Here is a 22500-nt window from a genome sequence, read left to right on the forward strand (position 1 = left end):
TCCCGTCAGATGTCTGCGGTCCCGGTAGCCTCGCCCGCCACCACCAGCTCCGGCAGATACTCCGAGATCTCCGCGCGCGCGTCCTCCGGCAGCCCCGGATCCGTCACCAGCGCGTCCACCTGGTCCAGGGTGGCGAACGAACTCAGGCCCACCATGCCCCACTTGGTGTGGTCGGCGACCACCACCACCCGCCGCGCGGCCCGGACGAAGTGCCGGTTGGTCTCCGCCTCGGCCAGGTTCGGCGTGGACAGCCCGGCCTCCACCGATATGCCGTGCACGCTCAGGAACAGCAGATCGAAGTGGAGGGAACGCACCGCGGCGTCCGCCACCGGCCCCACCAGGGTGTCCGAAGGGGTCCGCACCCCGCCGGTGAGCACCACCGTGGCCGCCCCCGGGCGCGGTCCGCCCCCGGCCGTCGCGGAACGCTGGGCGTTGTAGAAGACATCGGCGACCCGCACCGAGTTGGTCACCACGGTCAGATCCGGGACGTCCAGCAACTGCTGTGCCAGCGCGAAGGCCGTGGTGCCCCCGGCGAGCCCGATCGCGGTGCCCGGGGCGGCCATCGCGGCCGCCGCCTTGGCGATGTCCTCCTTGGCGCTCAGCTCCAGACCCGATTTGGCCTCGAACCCCGGCTCGTAGGTGCTCGCCTCGGCGACCGGCACGGCACCGCCGTGCACCTTCTCCACCACGCCCAGCCGGGCGAGCGCATCGAGATCGCGACGGACCGTCATATCCGAGACATTGAGCCTGCGCGTCAGTTCATTGACCCGCACCCCGCCCCGCCGGCGCACCTCGTCCAGGATCAAGGCGCGGCGCTGCTCCGCGAGGAGGTTCTGGTTGTCGCTCACCCTGCCTCGTCTCCTTCCGGTCGGCGCCCACGGCCCGCGGCCTCATCTTCGCACGTACCGGGGACACCCGATCACCGGAGCGTATGAGCATTACGATTTCGCCACGCCCGGCCCGTCAGGGTCCGGCCCGCCGGCCGCTGGGAACAATCCTGAGGGGGAACGACGGCACCACACCGGTATCGACCACACCGGGATCGGGGGACACGGTGGCATCGACCGTGGGCAGCGGCGCGGCGGACACGCCGGACACGGCAGGGGCGACAGGCGGGCCGGGCGCGGCCGGGGTTCCGGCCGCGGCACCGGAAGGAGACCGCGCGGCGCGCGCCGCGGGACCGCCACCGGATCTGGAACTGCTGGTCCACGGCGTCGGCGGCGCCACCCCCCAGGAGATGCTGGGCGATCCGCGCACCGTCCGGGTCACCGGCGACGAGACCGCCGGGGTGCACCGCAGGACCGACGAGGCCGACGCCGAGACGCGCCCCCGGGAGGACCGCGAGAGCCCGGTCCGCGAGGCGTACGTCTGGTCCAATCTGACCTCCGGCAACAGCTCCCGCGCCCTGTGGCTGCTGTTACTGCCCTTCATGGTCGCCAATCTCGTCCACTGGATGCGCCCCGCGGCCGACCGGAGCGAGCGGACCGTGCGCGGCTACGGACTGCTGGTGCGGCTGGTCGCGCTCAGCCTCACCGTCACGCTGATCGCCGGGGCCTGTGAGGTGGCCCTGGACCTGGTGGCCTGGCAGTGCGCGGGCGCCGACGCCTGCGCCGGGGAAAAGTCCTGGCTCGGCTTCATGGCGCCCGGGAACCACGGCTGGTGGAGCCAGCCCGGCCGCCGGATCGCGCTCGCCGCCGTGCTCCCCACCGCGCTCACCGGGCTGCTGTGGTACCTGTCCAACCGGACCTGGAGCGCCTACGAGTCGCAGTCCCCGCTGGAGCGCCCGGTCGACGAGTGCGCCCCCGAGGCGGGCAACCGCCCCGGGCTGTGCCTGCCCGGCTTCTGGTACGGCCGCCGGATCGTCGCCCGGCTGCGCGCCGCGCACACCGCCGCGGGGTTCCTCACCATCGCCGCCGCGGTGACCACCGCCGCCGCCACCCAGGACCGCAGGCCCGGCGGCAGCGCCCCGCTGGACGCCGCGGGCTGGGCGCTGCTGGTCCTGCTGGCCGCGGTCGCCGTCGCCGTGGTGTTCGTGGTGTGCCACCGAGGCCGCAGCGAGACCAGGGTCGACGGCACACTCGACAAGATCACCATCACCGCGCTGCCCGGCACCGCGCTCGGGGCGCTCGTGCTCTCCGTCCTGCACGCCGCGTGGTCCCGCCCCGAATGGGTCTCGCACGGGAAGCTGCCCGGCAACCAGACCTTCTGCGTCCTGGCGATCGGGCAGGGCGTGCTCATCCTGATGATCGCGGGCTGTTCGCTCGTGCTCTACCGGGCCGCGCCCGCCGGCCGCACCCCGCTGTACGGGCTCGCCGGGCCCGCCGTCGCCACCCTCGCCTGCGGCCTCGGCGCGGTGCTGGCCGGGGGCGTCGCCCAGCGGATCGCCGACTGGCTGGACGGCGGCGCCACTCCGGGCATGGGCGAGCGGCCCGAAGTCGCCCCGCCCCTCCTGCTGTCCTGGCTGGCCACCGCCATACCGCTGCTGCTGCTCGCGCTGCTCCTGCTGGTGCTGGTCTTCGCCGTCCGGGTCTGGCGGGTGCGTGCCCGGCTGCTGGAGACGATCATGGACGGCTATCCGGGGGAGCGACCCGACGGGGTGCGCACCCGCCGGATCGCCGGGACCATCGCCCGCGCCGGGGTCACCGACTCCGCGCCCTGGATCGTCGGCCCGATCGCCCTGTGCACCCTGCTGGCCGGGGGGCTCGCGGTCACCGGGGCCTGGGCCACCGGCCAGGTCCCCGGACGGGCGGCCGACGGTACCCCCGGCCTGGTGGACGCCGCCGCCCAGACCTGCCAGGCGATCGGCTCCTGGCTGATGGGGCTGGCCTTCCTGATGCTGGTCACCTGGGCCCGCCGCGCCTACCGCAGCCCCTCGGCCCGCCGCACCATCGGCATCCTGTGGGACGTGGGCACCTTCTGGCCGCGCGCCGCCCACCCCTTCGCACCCCCTTGCTACGCCGAGCGGGCCGTCCCCGATCTGACCTGGCGGATGGAGACCTGGACCCGGCGGCACGGCGGACGGCTGGTCATCTCCGGCCACTCCCAGGGCAGTGTGCTGGCCGCCGCCGCGGTCTGGCAGCTCGACCCCGGCACCCGCGGCCGAGTGGCACTGCTGACCTACGGATCACCGGTGGAGCGGCTCTACGGCCGCTGGTTCCCGGCATACTTCGGCCCCGGTCCGCTGCTCTCGCTCCACGGCGAGGTGCGCTGCTGGCGCAATCTGTGGCGCTACACCGATCCGATCGGCGGGCCCATCCGGCTGCCCGACGGCACCGGCCCGGAGGTCGACCGCGGGGCCCTGAAGGACCCGCTCGCCTACGGCCGTACGCCCGAACACCCGCTGCCCGCACCGATACTGGGGCATTCGGAGTACCAGGCCGACCCCGTCTTCGACGAGGAGCGGGCCGCCCTGCTGGCCCGGCTCCCCGAACAGCCGTGCTCCACCCCGGGGGAGGAGGAGAGCGGTCAGATCAGCTCCGGCAGGTCCTCCGGGTAGAGCAGGGTGAGCTCGTCGGTGGTCGGGTCCCCCAACTGGGCGACCCGGCCCGCGTGGCGCTCCACCATCGCCTCGAAGGTCTGGCGGGCGGTGCGGCCGTTGCCGAACGCCGGACCCTTGGGGAGCGCGGTGAAGTACTTCAGCAGCGCCTCGGCCGCGCCCTCGCCGATCCGGTACTCGTGCTCATCGGCCTGCTGCTCCACGATCCGCAGCAGTTCCTCCGGGGCGTAGTCACCGAAGGTGATGGTGCGGGAGAAGCGGGAGGCCACACCGGGGTTGACGGACAGGAAGCGCTCCATCTCCGCGGTGTACCCGGCGACGATCACCACCACCGCCTCACGGTGGTCCTCCATCAGCTTCACCAGGGTGTCTATGGCCTCCCGGCCGAAGTCCCGCCCGGAGTCCTCGGGGGAGAGGGCATACGCCTCGTCGATGAACAGCACCCCGCCGCGCGCCCGGTCGAAGGCTTCCTGGGTACGGATCGCCGTCGAGCCGATGTGCTCGCCCACCAGGTCCACCCGGGAGACCTCGACCAGATGGCCGCGCTCCAGCACCCCGAGCGAGGCCAGGATCTCGCCGTAGAGCCGGGCGACCGTGGTCTTGCCGGTGCCGGGGGAGCCGGTGAAGACCAGATGGCGGCGGACGGACGCGGCCTTTAGCCCGGCCTGCTGACGGCGCCGCCCGACCTCGATCATGTCGGTGAGCGCCCGCACCTCCCGCTTGACGCTCTCCAGCCCCACCAGCGCGTCGAGTTCACCCAGCACCGTCGTGGACGGGCGGACCTCCACCGGCGGTTCGGCAGCGGGCGCCGCGGGCTGCGTGGGACGCGGCGCGGGCACGCCGCCCAGCAGCCCGACCGTGGACGGGACGGTCTCCAGCGCGGGCGCGGTGGCCGGGGGAAGCGCCAGGGCGGACGGGGCGGAGGGCAGGGCCTTGGTCGCGCTCTCGTCGCTGGTGCAGTCCTCGACGACCGCGCCCTCCTCGGAGAACTCGTAACCGCCGCGGGCACAGCGCTCGGTACGGCAGCGGGTCAGCGTGGTGCGGCAGCCGTCGATGATGTGGAAGCCGTAGCCACCGCTGCCCGTCACCCGGCAGCCCTGGAAGGTGCCGCGCCCCTCGGCGGACACATAGAACCCGGCCTCGGTCGGCCCGGAGACGGTGGTGCGCTCCACGGTCGGATCGGCGCCCTTGGTGACGATCACGCCGGTCGAGGCGCCGTCGATCGTGCAGTTGGCGAGGGTGCCGCCGCTGCCGTGGTCACGGAACCAGGCGCCGGTGGCGGCCTCCCGGATCCGGCAGTCGTCGAGCTGGGCGGTGGCGCCGTCGCTCACCGACACCGCCGTGTTGCGCACCTGGGACAGATCGCTGTCCACGACGTCCACCCGGGAGCCGCGGTCCAGGACGAACAGCGCGTCCGGGACGTCGCGCAGCCGGCATGAGTCGAGGACGGCGGTGGCGCCGTCGCTCACCCACACCGCCGGATAGTCACCGGTGCTCTCGTGCAGCTCGCACTGGTTGGCGTCGACCCGGGTGCCCGGGTCCCAGACCGAGAGGCCGTTGCGTCCGAACCGGCGCACCGTGGAGCGGGTGAGGGTGAGCACCGAACGCGAGCGCAGGTCGACCGCGTTCTCCGGGATGTCGTGGATCTCGCAGTCGGCGAGCGTCAGCACCGCGTCGGTGTCCAGGTTGACCCCGTCGGAGGTGGTGCGGTGCACCTTGCAGTCGGTGAGGTGCCCGGTCGCGCGCGAGGAGACCGTCACGCCCGCACCCCGGATCTCGTACACCTCGCAGCCGACGGCCTCCAGCGAACTGCCCTCACCGGTCAGCGAGAGCCCGGCGCCCGAGGTGTGGTGGATCCGGCAGCGGTCCAGCCGGGGACGGCCACCGCCGCGCACCGCCACGCCGGACTGCCCGGCCGCCACCACCTCGCACTCCTCGAACACCCCGCCCGAGCCGTCCAGCACGCTCACCCCGATGCCCGCCGGGTTGTCCACGGTGCACCGCCGTACGGTGGGCCGGGCGCCGCCGCGCACCTCGATGCCGACCGCGGAGCGGGTCGCCACCCGCAGGTCCATCAGCTCCGGGGTGCCGTCCTCGACCAGCAGTGCGGGGGCGGCCGCGTCCTGGCCCTCCACACACAGGTCCTGGACCACCGCGGAGGCGCCGATCGTCAGGGCGACGCCGTCGGCCGGGGCGATCCGCACCGACCCGCGTGCGGAGCCCTCCGGCCCGCGCAGGGTCACGGCCCGGTCCACCACCAGATTCTCGCGGTAGGTGCCGGGCGAGATGGAGAGCACATCGCCGTCGCTCGCGGCCTCCAGGGCCGCGGTGAGGGAGGCGTACTCTCCGGTGCGGCGCCGCCACCGCGACGTTCCGCTGTGCGTCACCTGGACGACCGAGCCCTGTGCCATGGTGCTGTTGTGCCCCCACCTCGTGGTCAAGCCGGATGTGCGCGACACGCGACTGTGGCGCTGCGCGTGTGAATGCCCCACCGTAGCGTGCGCGGGGCGTGAGGAGTTGACCTCCCCGTGAGGCCCGCGTGGACTTGCTGTCAGGATGACAAAACGTCTACGCGCGACACCGGGCGCGCTATGAAGGCGGCGCGCTCAGCTGCCCGCGTCCGCCCGGCCCCAGTCCTGTCCGGCACGGGCCCAGGCGGTGTCCCACTGCGCGTAACGCCGTCGCATCAGCCGCCATACGACCAGCCGTCGGCCGCCGTCCACCAGGGCGACGGTGACCGCTCCGGCGCCGATGCCGGCGAGCACCGCGTGGGTGGCCGCGGTGGCCGTGTCCAGCGGGCGCCCGCGCGGGTGGCCGCGCTCATCGGTCCACAGATGGAACCGCTCACCGGGGTCGGCGCCGGGATGGGTGGCCAGCGGGCCGCGGTGTCTGCTGCCGTCCGGGGCGGTCCACCGGGCGAACACCCGGCGGTGGGCGTCCCGCGCGGAGGAGGTCTCGGGGTCGGAGTCCACCGGGGGGTGGGGGAGGATCCTGACCACGGTGGCCGGAACCAGATACCGGTGGGCGCGCTGCTCGCGGGCGGCCTTCACCAGGGCGTCATGGGCGAGGGAACCGGTGATGACACCGACGGTGGGGGCGGTGACCAGCATCAGCAGAACGGCGATCAGCGCGGCGGTGGCCTCGGCGAGGTCCGTGGCACGGCGCAGCGGATTGTGGCGCCAATGCCAGAGTCCCCGGATCATCTTCATAGGTCACACCCCCCTTCCCCGTCCGTAAATACCGTAAGCCGGACGGGATATGCGCGCATTCGGTGAAGAGAGAGCAATATCACGGGCTCAGCGCTTCCGTTCCACGGCGGGGCCGTCGGCGGTCAGGGGTACCCGCCAGATCAGCCGGGTGCCACCCGCGTCGGGCTCCTCTATCCGCAGGGCGCCGCCGAGCAGGGCGGCCCGGGAGCGCATGTTCACCAGTCCGCCGCTGGGCGCGGCACCGCCGAGCCCCACTCCGTTGTCCGTGACCATCAGGGTGATCCCGCCGGCGTTCTCCACGGTCAGCCGGACGTCCACCCGCTGGGCCCGGGAGTGCCGGACGGTGTTGCTGAGCGCCTCGGCCAGGACCGCGAGCAGCTGGTCGCCGTGGTCGTCCGGCACATCGGTGTCCACCGGGCCGTCCATCAGCAGCGAGGGCGCGAACCCCAGCGCGTCCGACGCCGCCCGGACGGCCTTCACCAGCCTCCGCCGCAAGGTGGCCGGTTCACCGTCCTCGTTCCCCACGGTGCGCAGCGCGAAGATGGTGGAGCGGATGATCTTGATGGTCTCGTCCAGGTCGTCCACCGCCCGGCCGACCCGCTCCGCCGCCTCCGGACGCTCGATCAGCCGCCCCGCGCTCTGGAGCGTCAGACCGGTCGCGAACAGCCGCTGAATGGCCAGATCATGGAGGTCCCGGGCGATCCGGTCGCGGTCCTGGAGCAGCGCCATGTGCTCCGACTCGGCGCGGTGCCGGGCCAGTTCGAGGGCGAGGGCGGCCTGTGCGGCGAACCCGGACAGCAGCTCGACCTCGTTGTCGTCGAAGGGCGGCCGCCCGGCCAGCCGGCACAGCCGCAGCGAGCCGGAGGAGCGTTCGTTCGCCACCAGCGGGACGGCCACCAGCGGACCGAACTCGCTCTCCTGGTCGGGCAGCGGCCAGGCGCGCGCCCGCGCGTCCACCCGGACGTCGGTGGCGACGGCGGGGCGGCCGGTGCGCGCCGCGAGCCCGGCCAGCGAACCGTCGGCCGGTACCACCAGACCCCCGATCCGCTCGGCGTCATGGCCCTCGGCCACCTCCACCTTCAGGCTGTCCGTGCCCGCGACGGGGAGCAGGACGGCCGCCGAGTCGGCCAGCGCCACCTGGAGGGCGAGCCGGGCGATCAGGCTCAGCACCTGGTTGGCCGGGGTGCCCGCGAGCAGCGTGCGGGTGATCACCCCCAGCGCCTCGAGCCACTGCTCTCGGCGCCGGCTCTCGTGGTACAGCCGGGCGTTGTCGATGGCGACCCCCGCGGCCACCGACAGGGTGGTCAGCACCGCCTCGTCATCGGGGTCGAACTGGGCCCCGCCGCGCTTCTCGGTCAGGTACAGATTGCCGAAGACCTCGTCGCGGACGCGGATCGGCACCCCCAGGAAGGAGCGCATCGGCGGATGGTGCTCGGGGAAACCGTGGCTCGCCGGATGCTCCGACAGATCGGTCAGCCGCAGCGGCTGCGGATGGCGGATCAGCTCGCCGAGCAGACCGTGGCCGCTGGGCAACGGTCCGATCCGGTGGACCAGGTCCTCGGATATGCCCACCGGCAGGAACTGGGAGAGCCGGTGCCGGTCGACCACGCCCAGCGCGCCGTACTCGGCGTCGGTGAGCGCCACCGCGGACTCCACGATCCGCCGCAGCACCTGCTCCAGGTCCAGTTCGCGGCCGACGCTGAGCACCGCCTCCAGCAGGCTGTGCATCCGCCCCTGGGTGGACCGGGCGGCGTCCAGCCGCGCCTGGAGCTCGTCGAGGAGCTGATCGAGACGGAGTTGGGGCAGTGCCGGATGACGCCCGTGATCCGCTGTGCCCGACACTTGGCCTCCATACCCCCATGACCCGCTCACCAGCAGGATATCGGTGCCCGGCGGGTCGCCGGACGGCGATCGTCGCAACTCGGCCACGGGCGGCGCGCGGCCGGGCGGACGCGCTCCGTGCGCGCCCGCTGAAGCGTGGTCAGCTCCGCGGCACCACCACCACCGGGCACCGCGCATGATGCAGTACGGCGTGGTTGACCGGACCGAGCTGCAGACCGAAGTGCCCCTGCCGCCGCCGCGCCCCCACGATCAGCAGATCGGCGCGGTCCGAGGCGTCCAGCAGCGCCTTGCGCGCCGAGCCCTCCACCGTGCGGTGGGTCACCGGCACCACTGGTGCCCCGGCCGCGTCGCTCAGCGCGCCGGCCAGCGCACCGGCCAGTACGGCGGCGGCGTGCCGGGCATGGTCCGCGCGCCCGGCACGCCCGTCCTGGCCTTCGCGCGCGGTGTCGCGCTCCCGGCGCGCGCCCTGGCCCGCGCGCTCCGCGGCATACGCGATACGCGGGCCGTGGTCGTCGGGCCCCGCACAGCGCCAGGCGTGCACGGCCTCCAGACCGCAGTCGCGCAGCCGTGCCTCGCGCAGTGCGAAGGCGACGGCGGGGGAGGGCGGCGATACGGCTGGCGGACCGGCGGCACGCTCCCGCTCCGCGATCCCCACCGCCACCCGGCGGGTACCGCCCCGGACGCTCCCGGACCGGCCGCGCACCACGACCACCGGGCAGTGCGCCCGGGCCGCGACGCCCAGCCCCACCGAGCCCAGCAGCAGCGACGCCAACTCTCCGCGTCCGCGCCAGCCGACGACGACCGCCTCCGCGCTCTGCCCGGCCCGCAGCAGCGCGGTGACCGGGTCGTCCGTCACCAGGTCGGTCATCACCTTCAGCGCCGGTGCCCCACGCCCGGCCCGCTCGGCCGCCGTGGCCAGCACCGTCTCACCGCGCAGCCGCTCGGCGGGCCGGCCGGCCGCCGACGCGGGGAGGCAGCCCTCGTACCGCTCCCAGAGCGAGGCGTGGACGATGCGCAGCGGGATCCCCCGCAGCGCGGCCATCCCGGCCGCCCAGTCCAGCGCGCCGGAGGCGGTGTCCGAACCGTCCACCCCGACGACCACGGGAAGCTCCACCCGTGCCCACCGCCTCTCATGTCAGCACATGGTTGAGTTCTTTCCCTCTTGTCCGTGGAAAACGCGGGGAGCGGCGAAACGCGCCACGCCCCGCCGTGCGACCCGCCGCGGCCGCTCTACCGCAGCCTCATCGCCAGCGTCACCACGGCGCCCACGGCCCCCGCGCTGACCGCGAGCCGGTCGGTGACGAGCTGGGTCAGCCAGAGCCCGCGACCGCTGGTGGCGCCGTCCAGCCCCGGCAGGATCCGGGGGATGACGTCCTCGGAGAAGCCGGGGCCGGAGTCGGAGATCCGGCACTCCAGCTCGTCCCCGACCCGCCGGAGCAGCAGCGAGCCGGTGCCGCCCGCGTGCTCGATCGCGTTGCTGGCGATCTCGTCGACGGCCAGCACGAAGTCTCCGCGCCGGGCCTCGCACAGCCCGGCCCAGGCGGCGCACTCCTCGACCTGCACCCGCAGCCGGGGCAGCTCGCCCGCGGTGAAACGGCGCTTCAGCAGATGGTCTCCGGCTCGGTGGGCGGTCCGACGACGAGGGTCGGCTAGCACCAGTGCCTCCCGTTTTGACGAGGACGAGCGACATCACAGGGTCGGTGAAGCAGCCGAGGGTAGGGCCAATAGGCCGCCGAAGCCCTCGGCGATCAAAAATGACGTGTCCTATCTGAAACCTGACCGGAAATGGGTATAGGTGAGTCGATAGCCGTTCACCGGCATACCGATCTGGATCAGCCGCCTCGTCTACGCACGGTCACCGCCGAGGGGCGAGGCGGCAGCGGAGACGGCAGAGTGAGGTCATGATGGGACTTCTCAGCGCGCTGAAGACCGAGCACCGTGAGCGCGTGATGGCGCTCGCCCGCGATGTGTCCTTTCCCTCGGGCGGCCGCATCTTCGAGGAGGGCCGCAAGGCGGATCGCTTCTGGATCATCCGCACCGGCGCGGTCACCCTCGATCTGCATGTGCCCGGGCGCCGCGCCGCGGTGATCGAGACCCTCGGTCCCGGGGAGCTCATCGGCTGGTCGTGGCTGTTCCCCCCGGACACCTGGCACCTGGGCGCGGAGGCGCTGAGCCCGGTGCGGGCGCATGAGTTCGACGCCGAGGCGGTGCGCCGGCTGTGCGACGAGGACCCCGAGCTCGGTTACGCCCTCGCGCTGGCCTGCGCCCAGGTGATCGGCCGCCGGCTGCAGAGTGCCCGGACCCGGCTGCTGGACCTGTACGGGCCCTATGCCGGGGGGATGACGCCCTAGGTGTGTTGTCCGCAAAGTCCCGCCGGGCCCGCCACGCAACGTCGCCGCGTTGTCGGGATCATCCGCGGAGGCCCCTCGGCCTTGCGGGCGCACGCTCCCGTGGCTACCGCCGGGAGGCGCCCCCTGACGCCGCGGGCTGATCCGACGCGATGTCCGCGCGGGGCCGGGGGTCGCTCCGGGGCGCCGGGCGGTGCGTGCGAAGCTGATCGGATGAGTACCCGTCATATCCCGCGCCACGGGCTTCTCCTGTTGGTCGCGGCCCTGACCCTGTCCGCCTGCGGCGGGGGCTCCGGCTCCACGTCCGCCGCGGCCCCGGACCGCGACGGGATCAGCCGGATCGCCCCCGCCGACCGCAAGCCCCTCCAGGGCCTGGCGGGCCGGACCCTGGAGGACGAGCCGCTGGACATCGCGGACTACCGGGGCGAGGTCGTGGTGGTCAACATATGGACCTCGCAGTGCGGCCCCTGCCGGGCCGAGGCGTCCGGTCTGGCGGCGGTGGCCGAGGAGACCCGGGCCAAGGGTGTCCGCTTCGTCGGGATCAACACCCGCGACCCCAGCCGGGAGGCCGCCCGCGCCTTCGAGAAGAAGTACCGGGTGCCGTACCCCAGCCTGTACGACCGGATGGGCAAGCTGGTGCTCGCCTTCCCCCGGGGCGAGATCAACCCGCAGGCGGTTCCCGCGACGGTCTTCCTCGACCGCCGGGGGCGGATCGCCGCGCGGGCGCTGCGACCGCTGGGTGAGGCCGATCTGCGGAAGGTCATCACTCCGCTGGCGGCGGAGAAGAGGGCCTGAGGGCCGAACGGCCCTTACGCTTCGGCGCGTCAGGCCGTAAAGCTGGGCAGCTGGATCACGACCGGCGCCCCGTGTGCCATGTGAGGAGTGCAGTGCCCGAGACAGCCGACCCCCTCGGCCCCGACGGCCCCGCCGCCGACGAGCCCATCGGGGTCTTCCTGCTCGACGACCACGAGGTGGTGCGGCGCGGACTGCGCGACCTCCTCGACGCCGAGCCCGATCTGCGGGTGGTCGGTGAGGCGGCGAACGCCCGCGAGGCCATCGCCCGCGCCCCCGCCGTACGGCCCCGGGTCGCCGTGCTCGACGTACGGCTCGGCTCGTCGGGCGACGGCGGCGACCACGAAGGGATCGAGGTCTGCCGGGAGTTGCGGGCCAGACTGCCCGGACTCGCCTGTCTGATGCTCACGTCCTTCGATGACGACGAGGCCCTCTTCGACGCCATCATGGCCGGTGCCGCGGGCTATGTGCTCAAGCAGATCAACGGTTCCGACCTGGTCTCCGCCGTCCGTACGGTGGCCGACGGCCGGTCCATGCTCGACCCGGGCGCGACCTCGCGGGTGATGGCCCGGCTGCGCGGACCGGAGCCCAGCGGACCTCCCGAGCTGGAGCGGCTCTCCCCGCGCGAGCGGGAGATCCTCGAGCTCATCGGTGACGGACTGACCAACCGGCAGATCGCCGAACGGCTGTTCCTGGCCGAGAAGACGGTGAAGAACCGGATCTCCTCGATCCTGTCCAAACTGGGTGTGGGGCGGCGGATCCAGGCCGCCGTCATCGCCGAGCGGATGAAGGAGCGCGGTACGGGCCAGTGAGGCCCCGGCGCCGGTCCGGAGGGGGAGCACCGCCCGCGGGACGCCGATCCCTCGCGTGGGGCGCGAGGCAGGCTCCCCTCCTGCCTCGCACCCCACGCGGAACGGGGGCGGCCGGCGATGTCGCTCCCACCGCAGTGGGGTGAGAGCCCGGTCCGTCCCCGTTGATCGAGATGGCTCGCGGAACAGCCCGTCCAGGATGGCCGGGAACCGGCCGTCGCGGGAGGGGCCGAACGGCCCTCCGTACGCCGAACGGCCCCCCGTGCGCAGGACGCGACTCCCGGCACACCCCGCACAGCGGCTCCCGGCGCACCCTCACCGGACGAACAGGGGCCGGACGGAGAAGCCCCGTCCGGCCCGATCCTCCCGCGACCGGGCACAGGGCCCGGTCGCTCACCTCCCGAAGTGGTTCAGTAGCCGCCCCCCGGCTGCGGCGGCCGGCCGCCGGGGTACTGCTGCTGACGGCCGTACGGGTCGTCATACGGGGACGGCGCGGGGGCCGGACGCTGCATGGCCGGACGCATCGCGTCGTACCCCATCGGCGAGCCCTGCTGCGGGCGCTGCTGCTGCGCGCCCGGGTAGCCGCGCGGACCCGTCGCCTGCGGCGGGATGTACGGCGCCTGCGCCTGCTGCAGCCCCATGGGCTGCGGCGCGGGCTGCTGGTAGCCGGGCGGCGGGGTGTGGTGCGAGGGACCCGCCGGCAGCGCGGGCAGCGCCGACGGCAGGGCCGGAAGGTGACTTCCGGTGTCGTATGCGGACGGCACCCTGATGGGCGCGATCTGCGGTGTCCCCCGCTCCGCGACGAGGCTGTCGTAGATGGGAGTGTCCGGGAAGGACGGCGAGGAGTAGTAGCCGCCGCCGTATGTACTGCGGGGGGAGGTCATAGCCCATAAGTTAAGCCCACGATGTGCTCATTGGGGAGTCCGGTAAGAGGGTTGTTTTGCGTGTGGGGAGTCGTCGCGGCGCATCAATCATTGCGAACCCGGGAAAATCGGTCGCCAGGGTGCGTTGAGATCGTGTAAAGAGCGCGTTTTCAGCGGGTTACCCGCGGTCGTACTCCGGTGTCACGCGCAAGAGTGGTCCAGGGCAGACTGACCCGCAGCTAGATGAAGAGAAAGGCAGGGGGACGACATGTCGATGTCCAAGGGCAGCAACACACCGGTACCGGCCGCGTCGGTGCGCGTCGAGCTCGGCTGGCGCACCGGTCCCGGCGTACCGGACGTGGACGCCTCGGCGCTGCTGCTGGTCTCCGGGAAGGTCCGTTCCGACGCGGACTTCGTGTTCTACAACCAGGCGACGCACTCCTCGGGCGCCGTGCGCCACGAGGGCAAGCGCACCGCCGGGGACGCCGTGACCGACACCCTCGCGGTCGATCTGTCCGCCGTGGAGCCCGAGATCGAGACCGTGGTGCTCGTGGGCTCCGCCGACGGCGGCACCTTCGGTCAGGTACCGGGTCTCACCATCCGGGTCCTGGACGCCTCCGGCGGCGCGGAGATCGCCCGCTTCGACAGTCAGGACGCCTCCGTCGAGACGGCCTTCGTCCTCGGTGAGCTGTACCGCAGGCAGGACGCCTGGAAGTTCCGCGCGGTCGGCCAGGGGTACGGCAGCGGGCTCGCCGGGCTCGCCACCGACTACGGGATCAGCGTCGACGAGCCCCAGGCCGCCCCCGCGGCGCCCCCGGCCCCGCCCGCGTCCCCCTACGCCGCGCCCCCGGTCCCGCCCGTGGCTTCCGCGCCCCCGGCGCCGCCGTCCGGTCCGCCCGCCGGCGGCTACCCCCCGCCCCCGCCCCCCGGCGGCGGCACCGCCGCCTTCCCGCCGCCCGCCCCTCCGGCGCCGCCCGCTGCGGCCCCCGCGGCCTCCGGGGCGCCGGTGAACCTCAGCAAGGTCACGCTGACCAAGGAGGCACCCACGGTCTCGCTCACCAAGCAGGGCGGCACCGGCGGCGCGATGCGGGTCAACCTCAACTGGCAGGTGCACAAGCAGTTCAAGGGGTGGGGCGCCAAGCTGGGCAAGGCCATCGCCATGCACGGCGACCTCGACCTGGACCTCGGCTGCCTCTTCGAGCTGTCCGACGGCAGCAAGGGCGTGGTGCAGGCGCTCGGGAACTCCTTCGGCTCGCTGCACCAGCCGCCGTTCATCCTGCTCGACGCGGACGACCGCACCGGCGCCCGCGCCCAGGGCGAGAACCTCACCATCAACCTCGACCAGAAGGATGCGTTCCGCCGCATCCTGGTCTTCGTGACCATCTATGAGGGCGCGCGCAGCTTCGCCAACCTCAACGCCACGGTCACCCTCCAGCCGCAGTTCGGCGCCGCGGTCGACTTCTCGCTCGACGAGTGCACCGTGCCGTCCCCGGTCTGCGCCCTCGCGCTCATCACCAACACCGGTGGTGACCTCGTCGTCCAGCGCGAGGCCCGCTATCTGGTGCCGGAGCGCGGTGTCAGCCCCCAGCGCACCCTGGACTACGCCTACGGATGGGGCATGAACTGGACGCCCGGCCGCAAATGAGCCACCCGCGCGGACGCGGCCGTCATGGCGAAGGCGGACGCCGGCCTCAGGGCGCGGCGCTGGGACGGGCGTAGGTACGCCCCTTCCAGGCCGCGCCCCGTCCGCGGTAGTGCCGCAGCGCCGAGTCCACGGTCATCAGCAGATAGAGAAGCGCCGTCAGGGGCAGCAGCGGCGCCAGCCACAGGGTCTGCCGGTAGTAGCGCAGTATCGGGACGTACATCCCGGCCATCAGCGCCCACGCCGCCGCGCCCAGCGCCGACGGAACGGCGCTTCCGGTCAGCAGCCCGGCGCATACGGCGGCGGGCGGCGCGAGGTACACCACGGCGAGCCCGGCGACCGTCGCGGTCAGCAGCAGCGGGTTGTGGCGCAGCTGGGCGTAGGCGCTGCGCGCGACCATCCGCCACAGCTCGCCGAGGCCCGGGTACGGCCGGACGCTGTCCACCCGTTCGGCCAGGCCCAGCCAGATCGTCCCGCCGGACCGCTTGACCGCGCGGGCCAGCGCCACGTCGTCGATGACGGCCTGCCGGATCGTCTCCGGGATCCCCGCCCGCTCGGCCGCCTCCCGGCGCAGCAGTACACAGCCGCCCGCGGCCGCCGCGGTGCGCGCCCGGGGCCGGTTGACCCACCGGAAGGGGTAGAGCTGGCAGAAGAAGTAGACGAACGCGGGCACGATCAGCCGCTCCCAGCCGGTCGCCACCCGCAGCCGGGCCATCTGTGAGACCAGGTCCAGTCGGGCCCCGGTGGCCGCCCGCACCAGCTTCCGCAGGGAATCCGGCTCATGGGCGATGTCCGCGTCGGTCAGCAGCAGGTACTCGGCGGCACCGGCCCCGGCCCGCTCGCGCCGCGCGGCCAGCGCCATCCCGTGCCGCACCGCCCACAGCTTGCCGGTCCAGCCCGGCTCCGGTTCACCGGGGGAGTCCACGGTGAGCGGCAGTCCGCCGTACCGGTCGGCCAGTTCACGGGCCAGCTTGCCGGTGCCGTCCGAACTACCGTCGTCGACCAGGAAGATCTCGGCCCGCCCCGGGTAGTCCTGGGCCAGCAGCGACGGCAGGCTCACCGGGAGGACGGCCGACTCGTCCCGGGCGGGCACCACGACGGCCACCGAGGGCCAGTAGCCGCCTTCGTCGTCCTGGCCCGCGGACCCCGGCGGTCCGGTGCGCGGCAGCCGGACGTCCGTACGCCAGAAGAAGCCCTGTCCCAGCAGCAGCCACAGCCAGGCGGCCAGCGCCGCGGCGGCGGTCCACGTCAGCTCGCTCACCCGCCGCAGTCTGCCCCAAGCGGTGCCCGGACGACGGGCCGACGGGACCGATCCATTAAAGTGACCGGGTGAAGATCGCGCTCATCGACTCCGGACTCGGCCTGTTGGCCACCGCCGCCGCGGTGCACCGTCTGCGGCCCGACGCCGATCTCGTTCTCTCCTCCGACCCCGACGGTATGCCGTGGGGGCCGCGTACTCCCGAGGACGTCACCGAGCACGCGCTGGCCTGCGCCCGCGCCGCCGCGGCCCACCGTCCCGATGTGCTGATCGTCGCCTGCAACACCGCCAGCGTCCACGCGCTGCCCGCGCTCCGCGCCGAACTGGAGCCCGCGCTGCCGGTGATCGGCACGGTGCCCGCGATCAAGCCCGCGGCGGCCGGAGGCGGTCCGGTGGCCATCTGGGCCACCCCCGCCACCACCGGCAGTCCGTACCAGGACAACCTGATCCGGGAGTTCGCGGCCGGTGTCGAGGTGACACCGGTGGCCTGCCCGGGGCTCGCGGACGCCGTCCAGTACGCCGACGACGCCGCCATCGACGAGGCGGTGGCCGTCGCCGCGGAGCGCACCCCGCGCGATGTGACGACCGTCGTCCTCGGCTGCACCCACTACGAGCTGGTCACCGACCGCATCCGGACCGCCGTGCAGCAGCCGGGCGCCCCCTCCCTCGTCCTCCTCGGCTCCGCCGGGGCCGTCGCAGCCCAGGCGCTGCGCCGGATCGGCGTGGATCCGCTGCCGACCGACCGGCCCGCACCGGCGCGCGGCGCGCTCACCGTTCTGCTCAGCGGCCGCGAGGAGGAGCTCCCGCACGAGGCGCTGGCGTACCCCGAGGGCACTGTGCTGGCGCCCGCCGGGGCCGTGCGCGGCTGACCGAAAACCCGCTCTCACCAGCGGGAACGATATGATCTGGTGCCGCGGTAGCGGAACGTGAGTACCCTGCCAACTATGAGGCACCACCACCAGCACGGGAAGCAGACCCCGTCCGGGGAGCCCCCCGCGGTCTGGACCGGGCGTGCGCACAATCGTGTGCAGTGGGTGCTGGCCGCCGCGGGTGCCGCGTGTCTGGCGCTCGGCGTCGACCTCGCCGTCGAGTCCCCTTGGGGCTCCGGTATCGCCCCGCTCCTGATGTCGGTCATCGGCTGTGTCGCCGCCGGCCTGCTGATGCTCTTCGGCACCCTCGCCTTCGTCCATGTGGCGGTCCGGATCGACGCGGAGACCCTGGAGATCCGCTGCGGTCACATGGGGCTGCCACGGCGCCGCATCCCGCTGAGCGATGTGGTCGACGTCGATGTCGCCTCCCGGGTCACCCCCTGCCAGTGGGGCGGCTGGGGCTACCGCTGGCGCCCCGAGAAGGGCACGGCGGTGGTGGTGCGGCGCGGTGAGGGGCTGGTGGTCCGCCTCGGGGACGGACGCGTCTTCACGGTCACGGTGGACGACGCGGAGGCCGCGGTGTGGGTGATCCGGCAGCGGCTGCGCACGATCGCCAAGCCCACCACCCAGGTCTGACCGCCCCGTTCACCCGCCCGGTCCGTGCCGGTCCGCGCCCGCCGCCCGGTCCGCGCCGTCCGGCTATGTCTCGCCCGCCTGTGGGGACGGCGCCGGGGCATCGTCGGAGCGGCTGGCCGTGGCCAGTCCGGCGAGCAGTCCCGCCCCCGCCGTGATCTGCGGAAAGCTCAGCGCGTTGCCCAGACACGCCTCGACGGCCAGGGCCGTCAGCACCGCCGCGGCGGTCAGCACGACCGGGGTGGACCGGGGTGAGCGCCACAGCGCGAAGAGCATCCAGGAGAAGGCCGCGCCCAGCAGGACCACCCCCGGCACGCCCTCGCCCGCGGCCTGCTGCAACGGGGCCGAATGCGGGGTGGTCCGCGGATCCGGGGCCTCCATCGCGGTGGGGCTCAGCTCGGTGAAGCGGTCCGGGCCCGCCCCGCGCGCCGGGTTCTCCCCGGCGATCCGGGCGGCGTCCTGCCACAGCCGGACCCGGTGCTCGGTGAGCTGCGCCCGCAGACCGGGCGGCAGTCCGCCCGGTACGGCGTTCGCCGCCACTGCCCAGCAGCCACCGACGGTGACCGCGGTGACCAGGGCCAGCGCCGCCAGGCCCAGCAGCCGCTGCCGCAGCCGGGCCGCGGTGAAGGAGCACACCAGGACGGCGCCGGCGGCGGTCGCGCCCGCCGTCTCCCCGCCCACCGCCGCCGTGACCGTGATCGTCACGGCCAGCAGCCACAGCGCGGACCGCAGCGGGACGGGCCGCGCGGCCCAGGCGGCACAGCATGCCGCCCCGGTGGCCAGCGTCCACTGCGCGGTGTTCACGCCCTCATGGCCGGGCAGCCCGTCCAGTGTGGTCAGGGCCAGGCCGAACCCCGCGAGCGCGGCGGCCGCGGTGGCGGCGACCGGCAGCAGCGATCCGGCGATCCGGCCGCAGGCGTATCCGGCGGCCACCGCAAGCACCGCGAGCAGCACCCCTTCGGGGCGGGCCATCCGTCCCAGGGACGCGATGAGTGCCCACAGCGCGCAGCTCCCCAGGACCGCCGCGCCCACGATGTCGGGTGTGATGCCGCGGGCCGTTCTCTCCTGGCCCTGCACGACCGGTCTCACCACTGATGACGCCATACCGTCGACCCCCCGTCGCATCGGCACCGCGACCGCGGCCGGAGACCGGGTACGGGCCATGACACCGGGAACGGTAGCGCTTGTGCTGAGGTATGTGTATATGGTGCGCAGAAACCATGCGTCAGTGGTGAAACGGACAGCGCTTGCGGTGGCCGTGACCGCCGGGGCGGCGCCCGGATCCGCCCGATACCCTCGGCCCATGGCGATCCCCGACTTCATCCGTGACCTCCGGGCCACCGCGGGCCGGCAGCTCCTTTACCTGCCGGGTGTGAGCGCGGTGGTCTTCGACGACGAGGGCCGGGTGCTGCTGGGCCGCCGCGCGGACACCGGCCGCTGGGTGATCATCTGCGGTATCCCCGAACCCGGTGAACAGCCCGCCGAGGCCGTGGTGCGCGAGGTGGAGGAGGAGACCGCGGTGCGCTGTGTGCCCGAGCGGATCGTCCTCGTCCGCACCCTGGCCCCGGTGACCTATCCCAACGGCGACCGGTGCCAGTTCGTGGACGTCTGCTTCCGCTGCCGGGCGGTGGGCGGCGAGGCGCGGGTGAACGACGACGAGTCGCTGGAGGTCGGCTGGTTCTCGCTCGACGCGCTGCCGCAGCTCGAGGACTTCTCGCTGACCCGGATCAAGCAGGCGCTGGGCGACGGACCCACCTGGTTCGAGCCCGTCGCGGGGGACTGACCCATCTGGTTCGGCCCCGTCGCGGGGGACCGGCCCATCACCCGGCGCCGAAGTGTGTGGTCCGGCCACATCGGTCCGGCCGCGGCCGGTGCCTAGTCTGCCGCTCATGAGCGCCGCCACCCCCTCGGGCCCCGTCCCCTCCGTCACCGATCTGACCGGCCGCACCGCCCTGGTCACCGGTGCCGCAGGGGGGATCGGCCGGGCGTGCGCGCTCCGGCTGGCCGCCGCGGGCGCCACCGTCCGCGCCGTCGACCTGGACGCCGAGGGGCTGGCCGGGCTGGTGGCCGCCGGTCCCGCCGGGCTCGGCACCGTCGAGGCGTGGGCCCTGGACCTCACCGACCTCGACGCCGCAGAACAGGCCGCCGCGGGCACCGACATCCTGGTCAACAACGCCGGACTCCAGCTCGTCCGCCCGCTGGAGGAGTTCCCGCCCGAGGTCTTCTCCCGGGTGCTCACGGTGATGCTGGAGGCCCCGTTCCGGCTGCTGCGGGGCGCGCTGCCGGATATGTACGCACAGGGCTGGGGCCGTGTCGTCAACATCTCCTCCGTGCACGGTCTGCGCGCCTCCCCGTACAAGGCGGCGTACGTGGCCGCCAAGCACGGGCTCGAAGGGCTGTCCAAGGTGGCCGCCCTGGAGGGCGCCGCCCACGGGGTGACCTCCAACTGCGTCAGCCCCGGATATGTGCGCACCCCGCTGGTCGAGCGGCAGATCGCCGATCAGGCCGAGGCCCACGGGATCTCGCCCGAGCGCGTGGTCGGCGAGGTGATGCTCGCGGACACGGCGGTCAAACGGCTCGTCGAACCGGAGGAGGTCGCCGAGGCCGTCGCCTATCTGTGCGGTCCGCACGCCTCCTTCATCACCGGGGCCTCGCTCACCATGGACGGCGGATGGACCGCCCACTGAACGCGGGTCCATCCAGCGGGCGCCCGCTTCCGTCCCGGCCGCAGGACCGGCTGCCCGCACGTCCTGCGGCTGGCGCGGGCGCACCCGGCGGGAGTATCCCTGGGACCATGGCCGACGATCAGCCGGAGAACCCGTACCTGGAACTGCTGGCGCGCGGCGCGCCCGCCGAGGCGTATGAGCGCCCGGTGCTGCGCGCCCGCGCCGACGGGGCTCCGGCCGACCGGCTGGCCGCCCTGGAGCGCGCCAAGCTGCTGGCCCTGCGCGTCCGCGGCGAGCTGGAGGGACGGCGGCGGCGCGAGGCCGAGCTGTCCGCGCTCTTCGAGACCGCGCACGACCTCGCCGGACTGCGCGACCTGGACGCGGTGCTCCAGGCCATCGTCCAGCGCGCCCGCTCACTGCTGGGCACCGAGGTGGCCTATCTGACGCTGCACGACCCGACCGCCGGTGACACCTATATGCGGGTCACCGACGGTTCGGTCTCGGCCCGCTTCCAGCAGCTCCGGCTCGGCATGGGGGAGGGGCTCGGCGGACTGGTGGCCCAGACCGCCCGCCCCTATGTGACCGACAGCTACTTCGACGACCCCCGCTTCCAGCACACCCACACCATCGACGCGGGCGTCCAGGACGAGGGTCTCGTCGCCATCCTCGGGGTGCCGCTGCTGCTGGGCAGCGGGGTCATCGGGGTGCTCTTCGCCGCCGACCGGCGGGCCCGGGTCTTCGAACGGGAGCAGATCTCGCTGCTGGCCTCGTTCGCCGCCCACGCGGCCGTCGCCATCGACACGGCCAACCTGCTCGCCGAGACCCGTACGGCGCTGGCCGAACTGGAGGCCGCCAACGAGATCATCCAGGACCGCAGCGGGGTCATCGAGCGCGCCTCCGACGTCCACGACCGGCTGACCGAACTGGTGCTGCGCGGCGGCGGGGTGCACGACGTCGCCGACGCGGTGGCCGAAGTGCTCAGCGGCTCGGTGGAGTTCGTCGAGGCCGACCGGGCGCCCGCGGCGGCCGTGGACCGCTCCCGGACCGGCGGTCACGCGGTCCGGCACGGCGAGGACTGGATCGCCGCCGTCGCCGCGGGTGGTGAACTGCTCGGCGCGCTGGTGCTGCGCGGGCACCCCGGTCTCGACCCGGTGGACCAGCGCACCCTGGAACGCGCCGCGGTGGTCACCTCGCTGCTCCAGCTCGCCCGGCGCTCGGCGGGCGAGGCCGAACAGCGGGTGCGCGGCGAGCTGCTGGACGACCTCCTCGACGCCCCCGGCCGCGCGCCTCGGCTGCTGCGCGAGCGCGCCGCCCGGCTGCGGGCGGACCTGGACGCGCCCCATGTCGTCCTCGCCGCGGAGCTGGACGCACCCACCGCGGCCGGTGCGCCCGGTCCGGACGACGGCTCCGGCGCGCCCGCCGAGGAGGCCGCCGACCGGCAGCGGCTGTGGTCCGCCGCCTCCCATCTGGCCGCCACCGGCCATGGTCTGGCCGCCGCCCGCGACGGCGGCACCGTACTGCTGCTGCCGCTGGCCGAGGGCCGCACCGCTGACGCGCTGGCCCGGCGGACCGCGCGTCAGCTCGGCACCGCGCTGCACGCGCCGGTCACCGTCGGCGCCTCCGCGCCGGTCCCCGGACCCGCCGCCCACCCCGCCGAGGTCGCCTCCGCCTATGCCGAGGCACGCCGCTGTCTGGCCGCGCTGCGGGTGCTCGGCCGGGCCGGGGAGGGCGCCGCCGCCGAGGACTTCGGCTTCCTGGGGCTGCTGCTGGGCGGCACCCGCGACGGCGCCCCGGACGGTGCCCGGGTGCGGGACTTCGTCCACCGCACCATCGGTGCGGTCCTCGACTACGACACCCGCCGTGGCACCGACCTGGTGCGCACCATGGACGCGTACTTCGCGAGCGGGATGAGCCCGGCCCGTACCAAGGACGAACTCCACGTCCACGTCAACACGGTCGCCCAGCGGCTGGAGCGGGTCGGGCGGCTGCTGGGCCCGGACTGGCAGTCGCCGTCCCGCGCCCTGGAGATCCAGCTCGCGCTGCGGCTGCACCGGCTGGCCTCGGCCCGCTGAA

Annotated in this window: 19 protein-coding genes; 10 read left to right on the plus strand and 9 right to left on the minus strand. The window is 73.9% G+C overall.

Annotated elements, in window-relative coordinates:
- Positions 1-5: 5 nt before the first annotated feature.
- The gene (locus NMK44_RS26260; protein WP_254747358.1) at positions 6-848 is read right to left on the minus strand and encodes a DeoR/GlpR family DNA-binding transcription regulator; all 843 of its coding nucleotides are present in this window, start codon (positions 846-848) and stop codon (positions 6-8) included.
- Between the two features lie 389 nt (positions 849-1237).
- On the opposite strand from NMK44_RS26260, the gene NMK44_RS26265 reads away from it, so the two are divergent.
- On the plus strand, positions 1238-3496 hold the full coding sequence (locus tag NMK44_RS26265; protein WP_254747560.1) for a hypothetical protein: 2259 nt from the start codon (positions 1238-1240) through the stop codon (positions 3494-3496).
- Here the strand turns inward: NMK44_RS26265 and NMK44_RS26270 are convergent.
- The 5 genes from NMK44_RS26270 to NMK44_RS26290 all read right to left on the minus strand — a co-directional run bounded on the left by NMK44_RS26270 (position 3466) and on the right by NMK44_RS26290 (position 10203).
- The gene (locus NMK44_RS26270; RefSeq protein ID WP_254747360.1) at positions 3466-5907 is read right to left on the minus strand and encodes a right-handed parallel beta-helix repeat-containing protein; all 2442 of its coding nucleotides are present in this window, start codon (positions 5905-5907) and stop codon (positions 3466-3468) included. The two genes, NMK44_RS26265 and NMK44_RS26270, sit on opposite strands and share 31 nt — an antisense overlap.
- 195 nt (positions 5908-6102) lie before the next feature.
- The gene (locus NMK44_RS26275; RefSeq protein WP_254747362.1) at positions 6103-6705 is read right to left on the minus strand and encodes an Rv1733c family protein; all 603 of its coding nucleotides are present in this window, start codon (positions 6703-6705) and stop codon (positions 6103-6105) included.
- Between the two features lie 87 nt (positions 6706-6792).
- A complete protein-coding gene (locus NMK44_RS26280; RefSeq protein WP_254747562.1) occupies positions 6793-8433 on the minus strand; it encodes a GAF domain-containing sensor histidine kinase in 1641 nt (546 codons plus the stop codon).
- A gap of 253 nt (positions 8434-8686) precedes the next feature.
- Positions 8687-9661, minus strand: a complete 975-nt coding sequence (locus tag NMK44_RS26285) for a universal stress protein (protein ID WP_254747364.1) — start codon at positions 9659-9661, stop codon at positions 8687-8689.
- 116 nt (positions 9662-9777) lie between these two features.
- Positions 9778-10203, minus strand: coding sequence for an ATP-binding protein (locus NMK44_RS26290; protein WP_254747366.1), 426 nt, complete (start codon positions 10201-10203; stop codon positions 9778-9780).
- Positions 10204-10448: 245 nt separating this feature from the next.
- On the opposite strand from NMK44_RS26290, the gene NMK44_RS26295 reads away from it, so the two are divergent.
- The 3 genes from NMK44_RS26295 to NMK44_RS26305 all read left to right on the plus strand — a co-directional run bounded on the left by NMK44_RS26295 (position 10449) and on the right by NMK44_RS26305 (position 12499).
- Complete coding sequence (locus tag NMK44_RS26295; RefSeq protein ID WP_254747368.1) at positions 10449-10898, plus strand: cyclic nucleotide-binding domain-containing protein; 450 nt, start codon at positions 10449-10451, stop codon at positions 10896-10898.
- A 210-nt stretch (positions 10899-11108) separates the two neighbouring features.
- Positions 11109-11690, plus strand: a complete 582-nt coding sequence (locus NMK44_RS26300; protein ID WP_254747370.1) for a TlpA family protein disulfide reductase — start codon at positions 11109-11111, stop codon at positions 11688-11690.
- A 92-nt stretch (positions 11691-11782) separates the two neighbouring features.
- Positions 11783-12499 (plus strand): response regulator, encoded by a 717-nt coding sequence (locus tag NMK44_RS26305; protein ID WP_254747372.1) that lies wholly within the window; start codon positions 11783-11785, stop codon positions 12497-12499.
- A 407-nt stretch (positions 12500-12906) separates the two neighbouring features.
- Here NMK44_RS26305 and NMK44_RS26310 read toward each other — a convergent pair whose 3' ends face one another.
- A complete protein-coding gene (locus NMK44_RS26310; protein ID WP_254747374.1) occupies positions 12907-13380 on the minus strand; it encodes a DUF6643 family protein in 474 nt (157 codons plus the stop codon).
- A 253-nt stretch (positions 13381-13633) separates the two neighbouring features.
- Here NMK44_RS26310 and NMK44_RS26315 point away from each other — a divergent pair, with 253 nt between their 5' ends.
- Positions 13634-15004 (plus strand): TerD family protein, encoded by a 1371-nt coding sequence (locus NMK44_RS26315; RefSeq protein ID WP_254747564.1) that lies wholly within the window; start codon positions 13634-13636, stop codon positions 15002-15004.
- 46 nt (positions 15005-15050) lie between these two features.
- Here NMK44_RS26315 and NMK44_RS26320 read toward each other — a convergent pair whose 3' ends face one another.
- Entirely contained in the window at positions 15051-16262 is a 1212-nt protein-coding gene (locus NMK44_RS26320; RefSeq protein ID WP_254747376.1) for a glycosyltransferase, read from the minus strand.
- Between the two features lie 68 nt (positions 16263-16330).
- Here NMK44_RS26320 and NMK44_RS26325 point away from each other — a divergent pair, with 68 nt between their 5' ends.
- Positions 16331-17128, plus strand: a complete 798-nt coding sequence (locus NMK44_RS26325; RefSeq protein ID WP_254747378.1) for a glutamate racemase — start codon at positions 16331-16333, stop codon at positions 17126-17128.
- A gap of 75 nt (positions 17129-17203) precedes the next feature.
- On the plus strand, positions 17204-17764 hold the full coding sequence (locus tag NMK44_RS26330) for a hypothetical protein (RefSeq protein ID WP_254747380.1): 561 nt from the start codon (positions 17204-17206) through the stop codon (positions 17762-17764).
- A gap of 63 nt (positions 17765-17827) precedes the next feature.
- On the opposite strand, the gene NMK44_RS26335 is transcribed toward NMK44_RS26330, so the two are convergent.
- Positions 17828-18853, minus strand: a complete 1026-nt coding sequence (locus NMK44_RS26335; protein WP_254747382.1) for an O-antigen ligase family protein — start codon at positions 18851-18853, stop codon at positions 17828-17830.
- 211 nt (positions 18854-19064) lie between these two features.
- Between NMK44_RS26335 and NMK44_RS26340 the strand changes: the two genes are divergently transcribed.
- From NMK44_RS26340 to NMK44_RS26350, 3 genes are all read left to right on the plus strand, one after another.
- Positions 19065-19544, plus strand: coding sequence for an NUDIX hydrolase (locus NMK44_RS26340; RefSeq protein WP_254747383.1), 480 nt, complete (start codon positions 19065-19067; stop codon positions 19542-19544).
- Between the two features lie 106 nt (positions 19545-19650).
- Positions 19651-20448: a 3-hydroxybutyrate dehydrogenase gene (locus NMK44_RS26345; RefSeq protein ID WP_254747385.1), complete on the plus strand. Its 798-nt coding sequence runs from the start codon at positions 19651-19653 to the stop codon at positions 20446-20448.
- 107 nt (positions 20449-20555) lie between these two features.
- A complete protein-coding gene (locus tag NMK44_RS26350) occupies positions 20556-22499 on the plus strand; it encodes a helix-turn-helix domain-containing protein (protein ID WP_254747387.1) in 1944 nt (647 codons plus the stop codon).
- The last annotated feature ends 1 nt before the right edge of the window (position 22500 follow it).

It is taken from the genome of Streptomyces cucumeris, from assembly GCF_024295805.1.
Classification (GTDB): domain Bacteria; phylum Actinomycetota; class Actinomycetes; order Streptomycetales; family Streptomycetaceae; genus Streptomyces; species Streptomyces cucumeris.

Excerpts from the sequence above, each read along its gene's own strand:
- NMK44_RS26340 (WP_254747383.1), top strand. The coding sequence starts at position 19,065 with ATGGCGATCCCCGACTTCATCCGTGACCTCCGGGCCACCGCGGGCCGG.
- NMK44_RS26280 (WP_254747562.1), bottom strand. The coding sequence starts at position 8,433 with ATGCACAGCCTGCTGGAGGCGGTGCTCAGCGTCGGCCGCGAACTGGAC.
- NMK44_RS26295 (WP_254747368.1), top strand. The coding sequence starts at position 10,449 with ATGATGGGACTTCTCAGCGCGCTGAAGACCGAGCACCGTGAGCGCGTG.
- NMK44_RS26265 (WP_254747560.1), top strand. The coding sequence starts at position 1,238 with ATGCTGGGCGATCCGCGCACCGTCCGGGTCACCGGCGACGAGACCGCC.
- NMK44_RS26315 (WP_254747564.1), top strand. The coding sequence starts at position 13,634 with ATGTCCAAGGGCAGCAACACACCGGTACCGGCCGCGTCGGTGCGCGTC.
- NMK44_RS26350 (WP_254747387.1), top strand. The coding sequence starts at position 20,556 with ATGGCCGACGATCAGCCGGAGAACCCGTACCTGGAACTGCTGGCGCGC.
- NMK44_RS26275 (WP_254747362.1), bottom strand. The coding sequence starts at position 6,705 with ATGAAGATGATCCGGGGACTCTGGCATTGGCGCCACAATCCGCTGCGC.
- NMK44_RS26270 (WP_254747360.1), bottom strand. The coding sequence starts at position 5,907 with ATGGCACAGGGCTCGGTCGTCCAGGTGACGCACAGCGGAACGTCGCGG.
- NMK44_RS26330 (WP_254747380.1), top strand. The coding sequence starts at position 17,204 with ATGAGGCACCACCACCAGCACGGGAAGCAGACCCCGTCCGGGGAGCCC.
- NMK44_RS26310 (WP_254747374.1), bottom strand. The coding sequence starts at position 13,380 with ATGACCTCCCCCCGCAGTACATACGGCGGCGGCTACTACTCCTCGCCG.
- NMK44_RS26300 (WP_254747370.1), top strand. The coding sequence starts at position 11,109 with ATGAGTACCCGTCATATCCCGCGCCACGGGCTTCTCCTGTTGGTCGCG.
- NMK44_RS26345 (WP_254747385.1), top strand. The coding sequence starts at position 19,651 with ATGAGCGCCGCCACCCCCTCGGGCCCCGTCCCCTCCGTCACCGATCTG.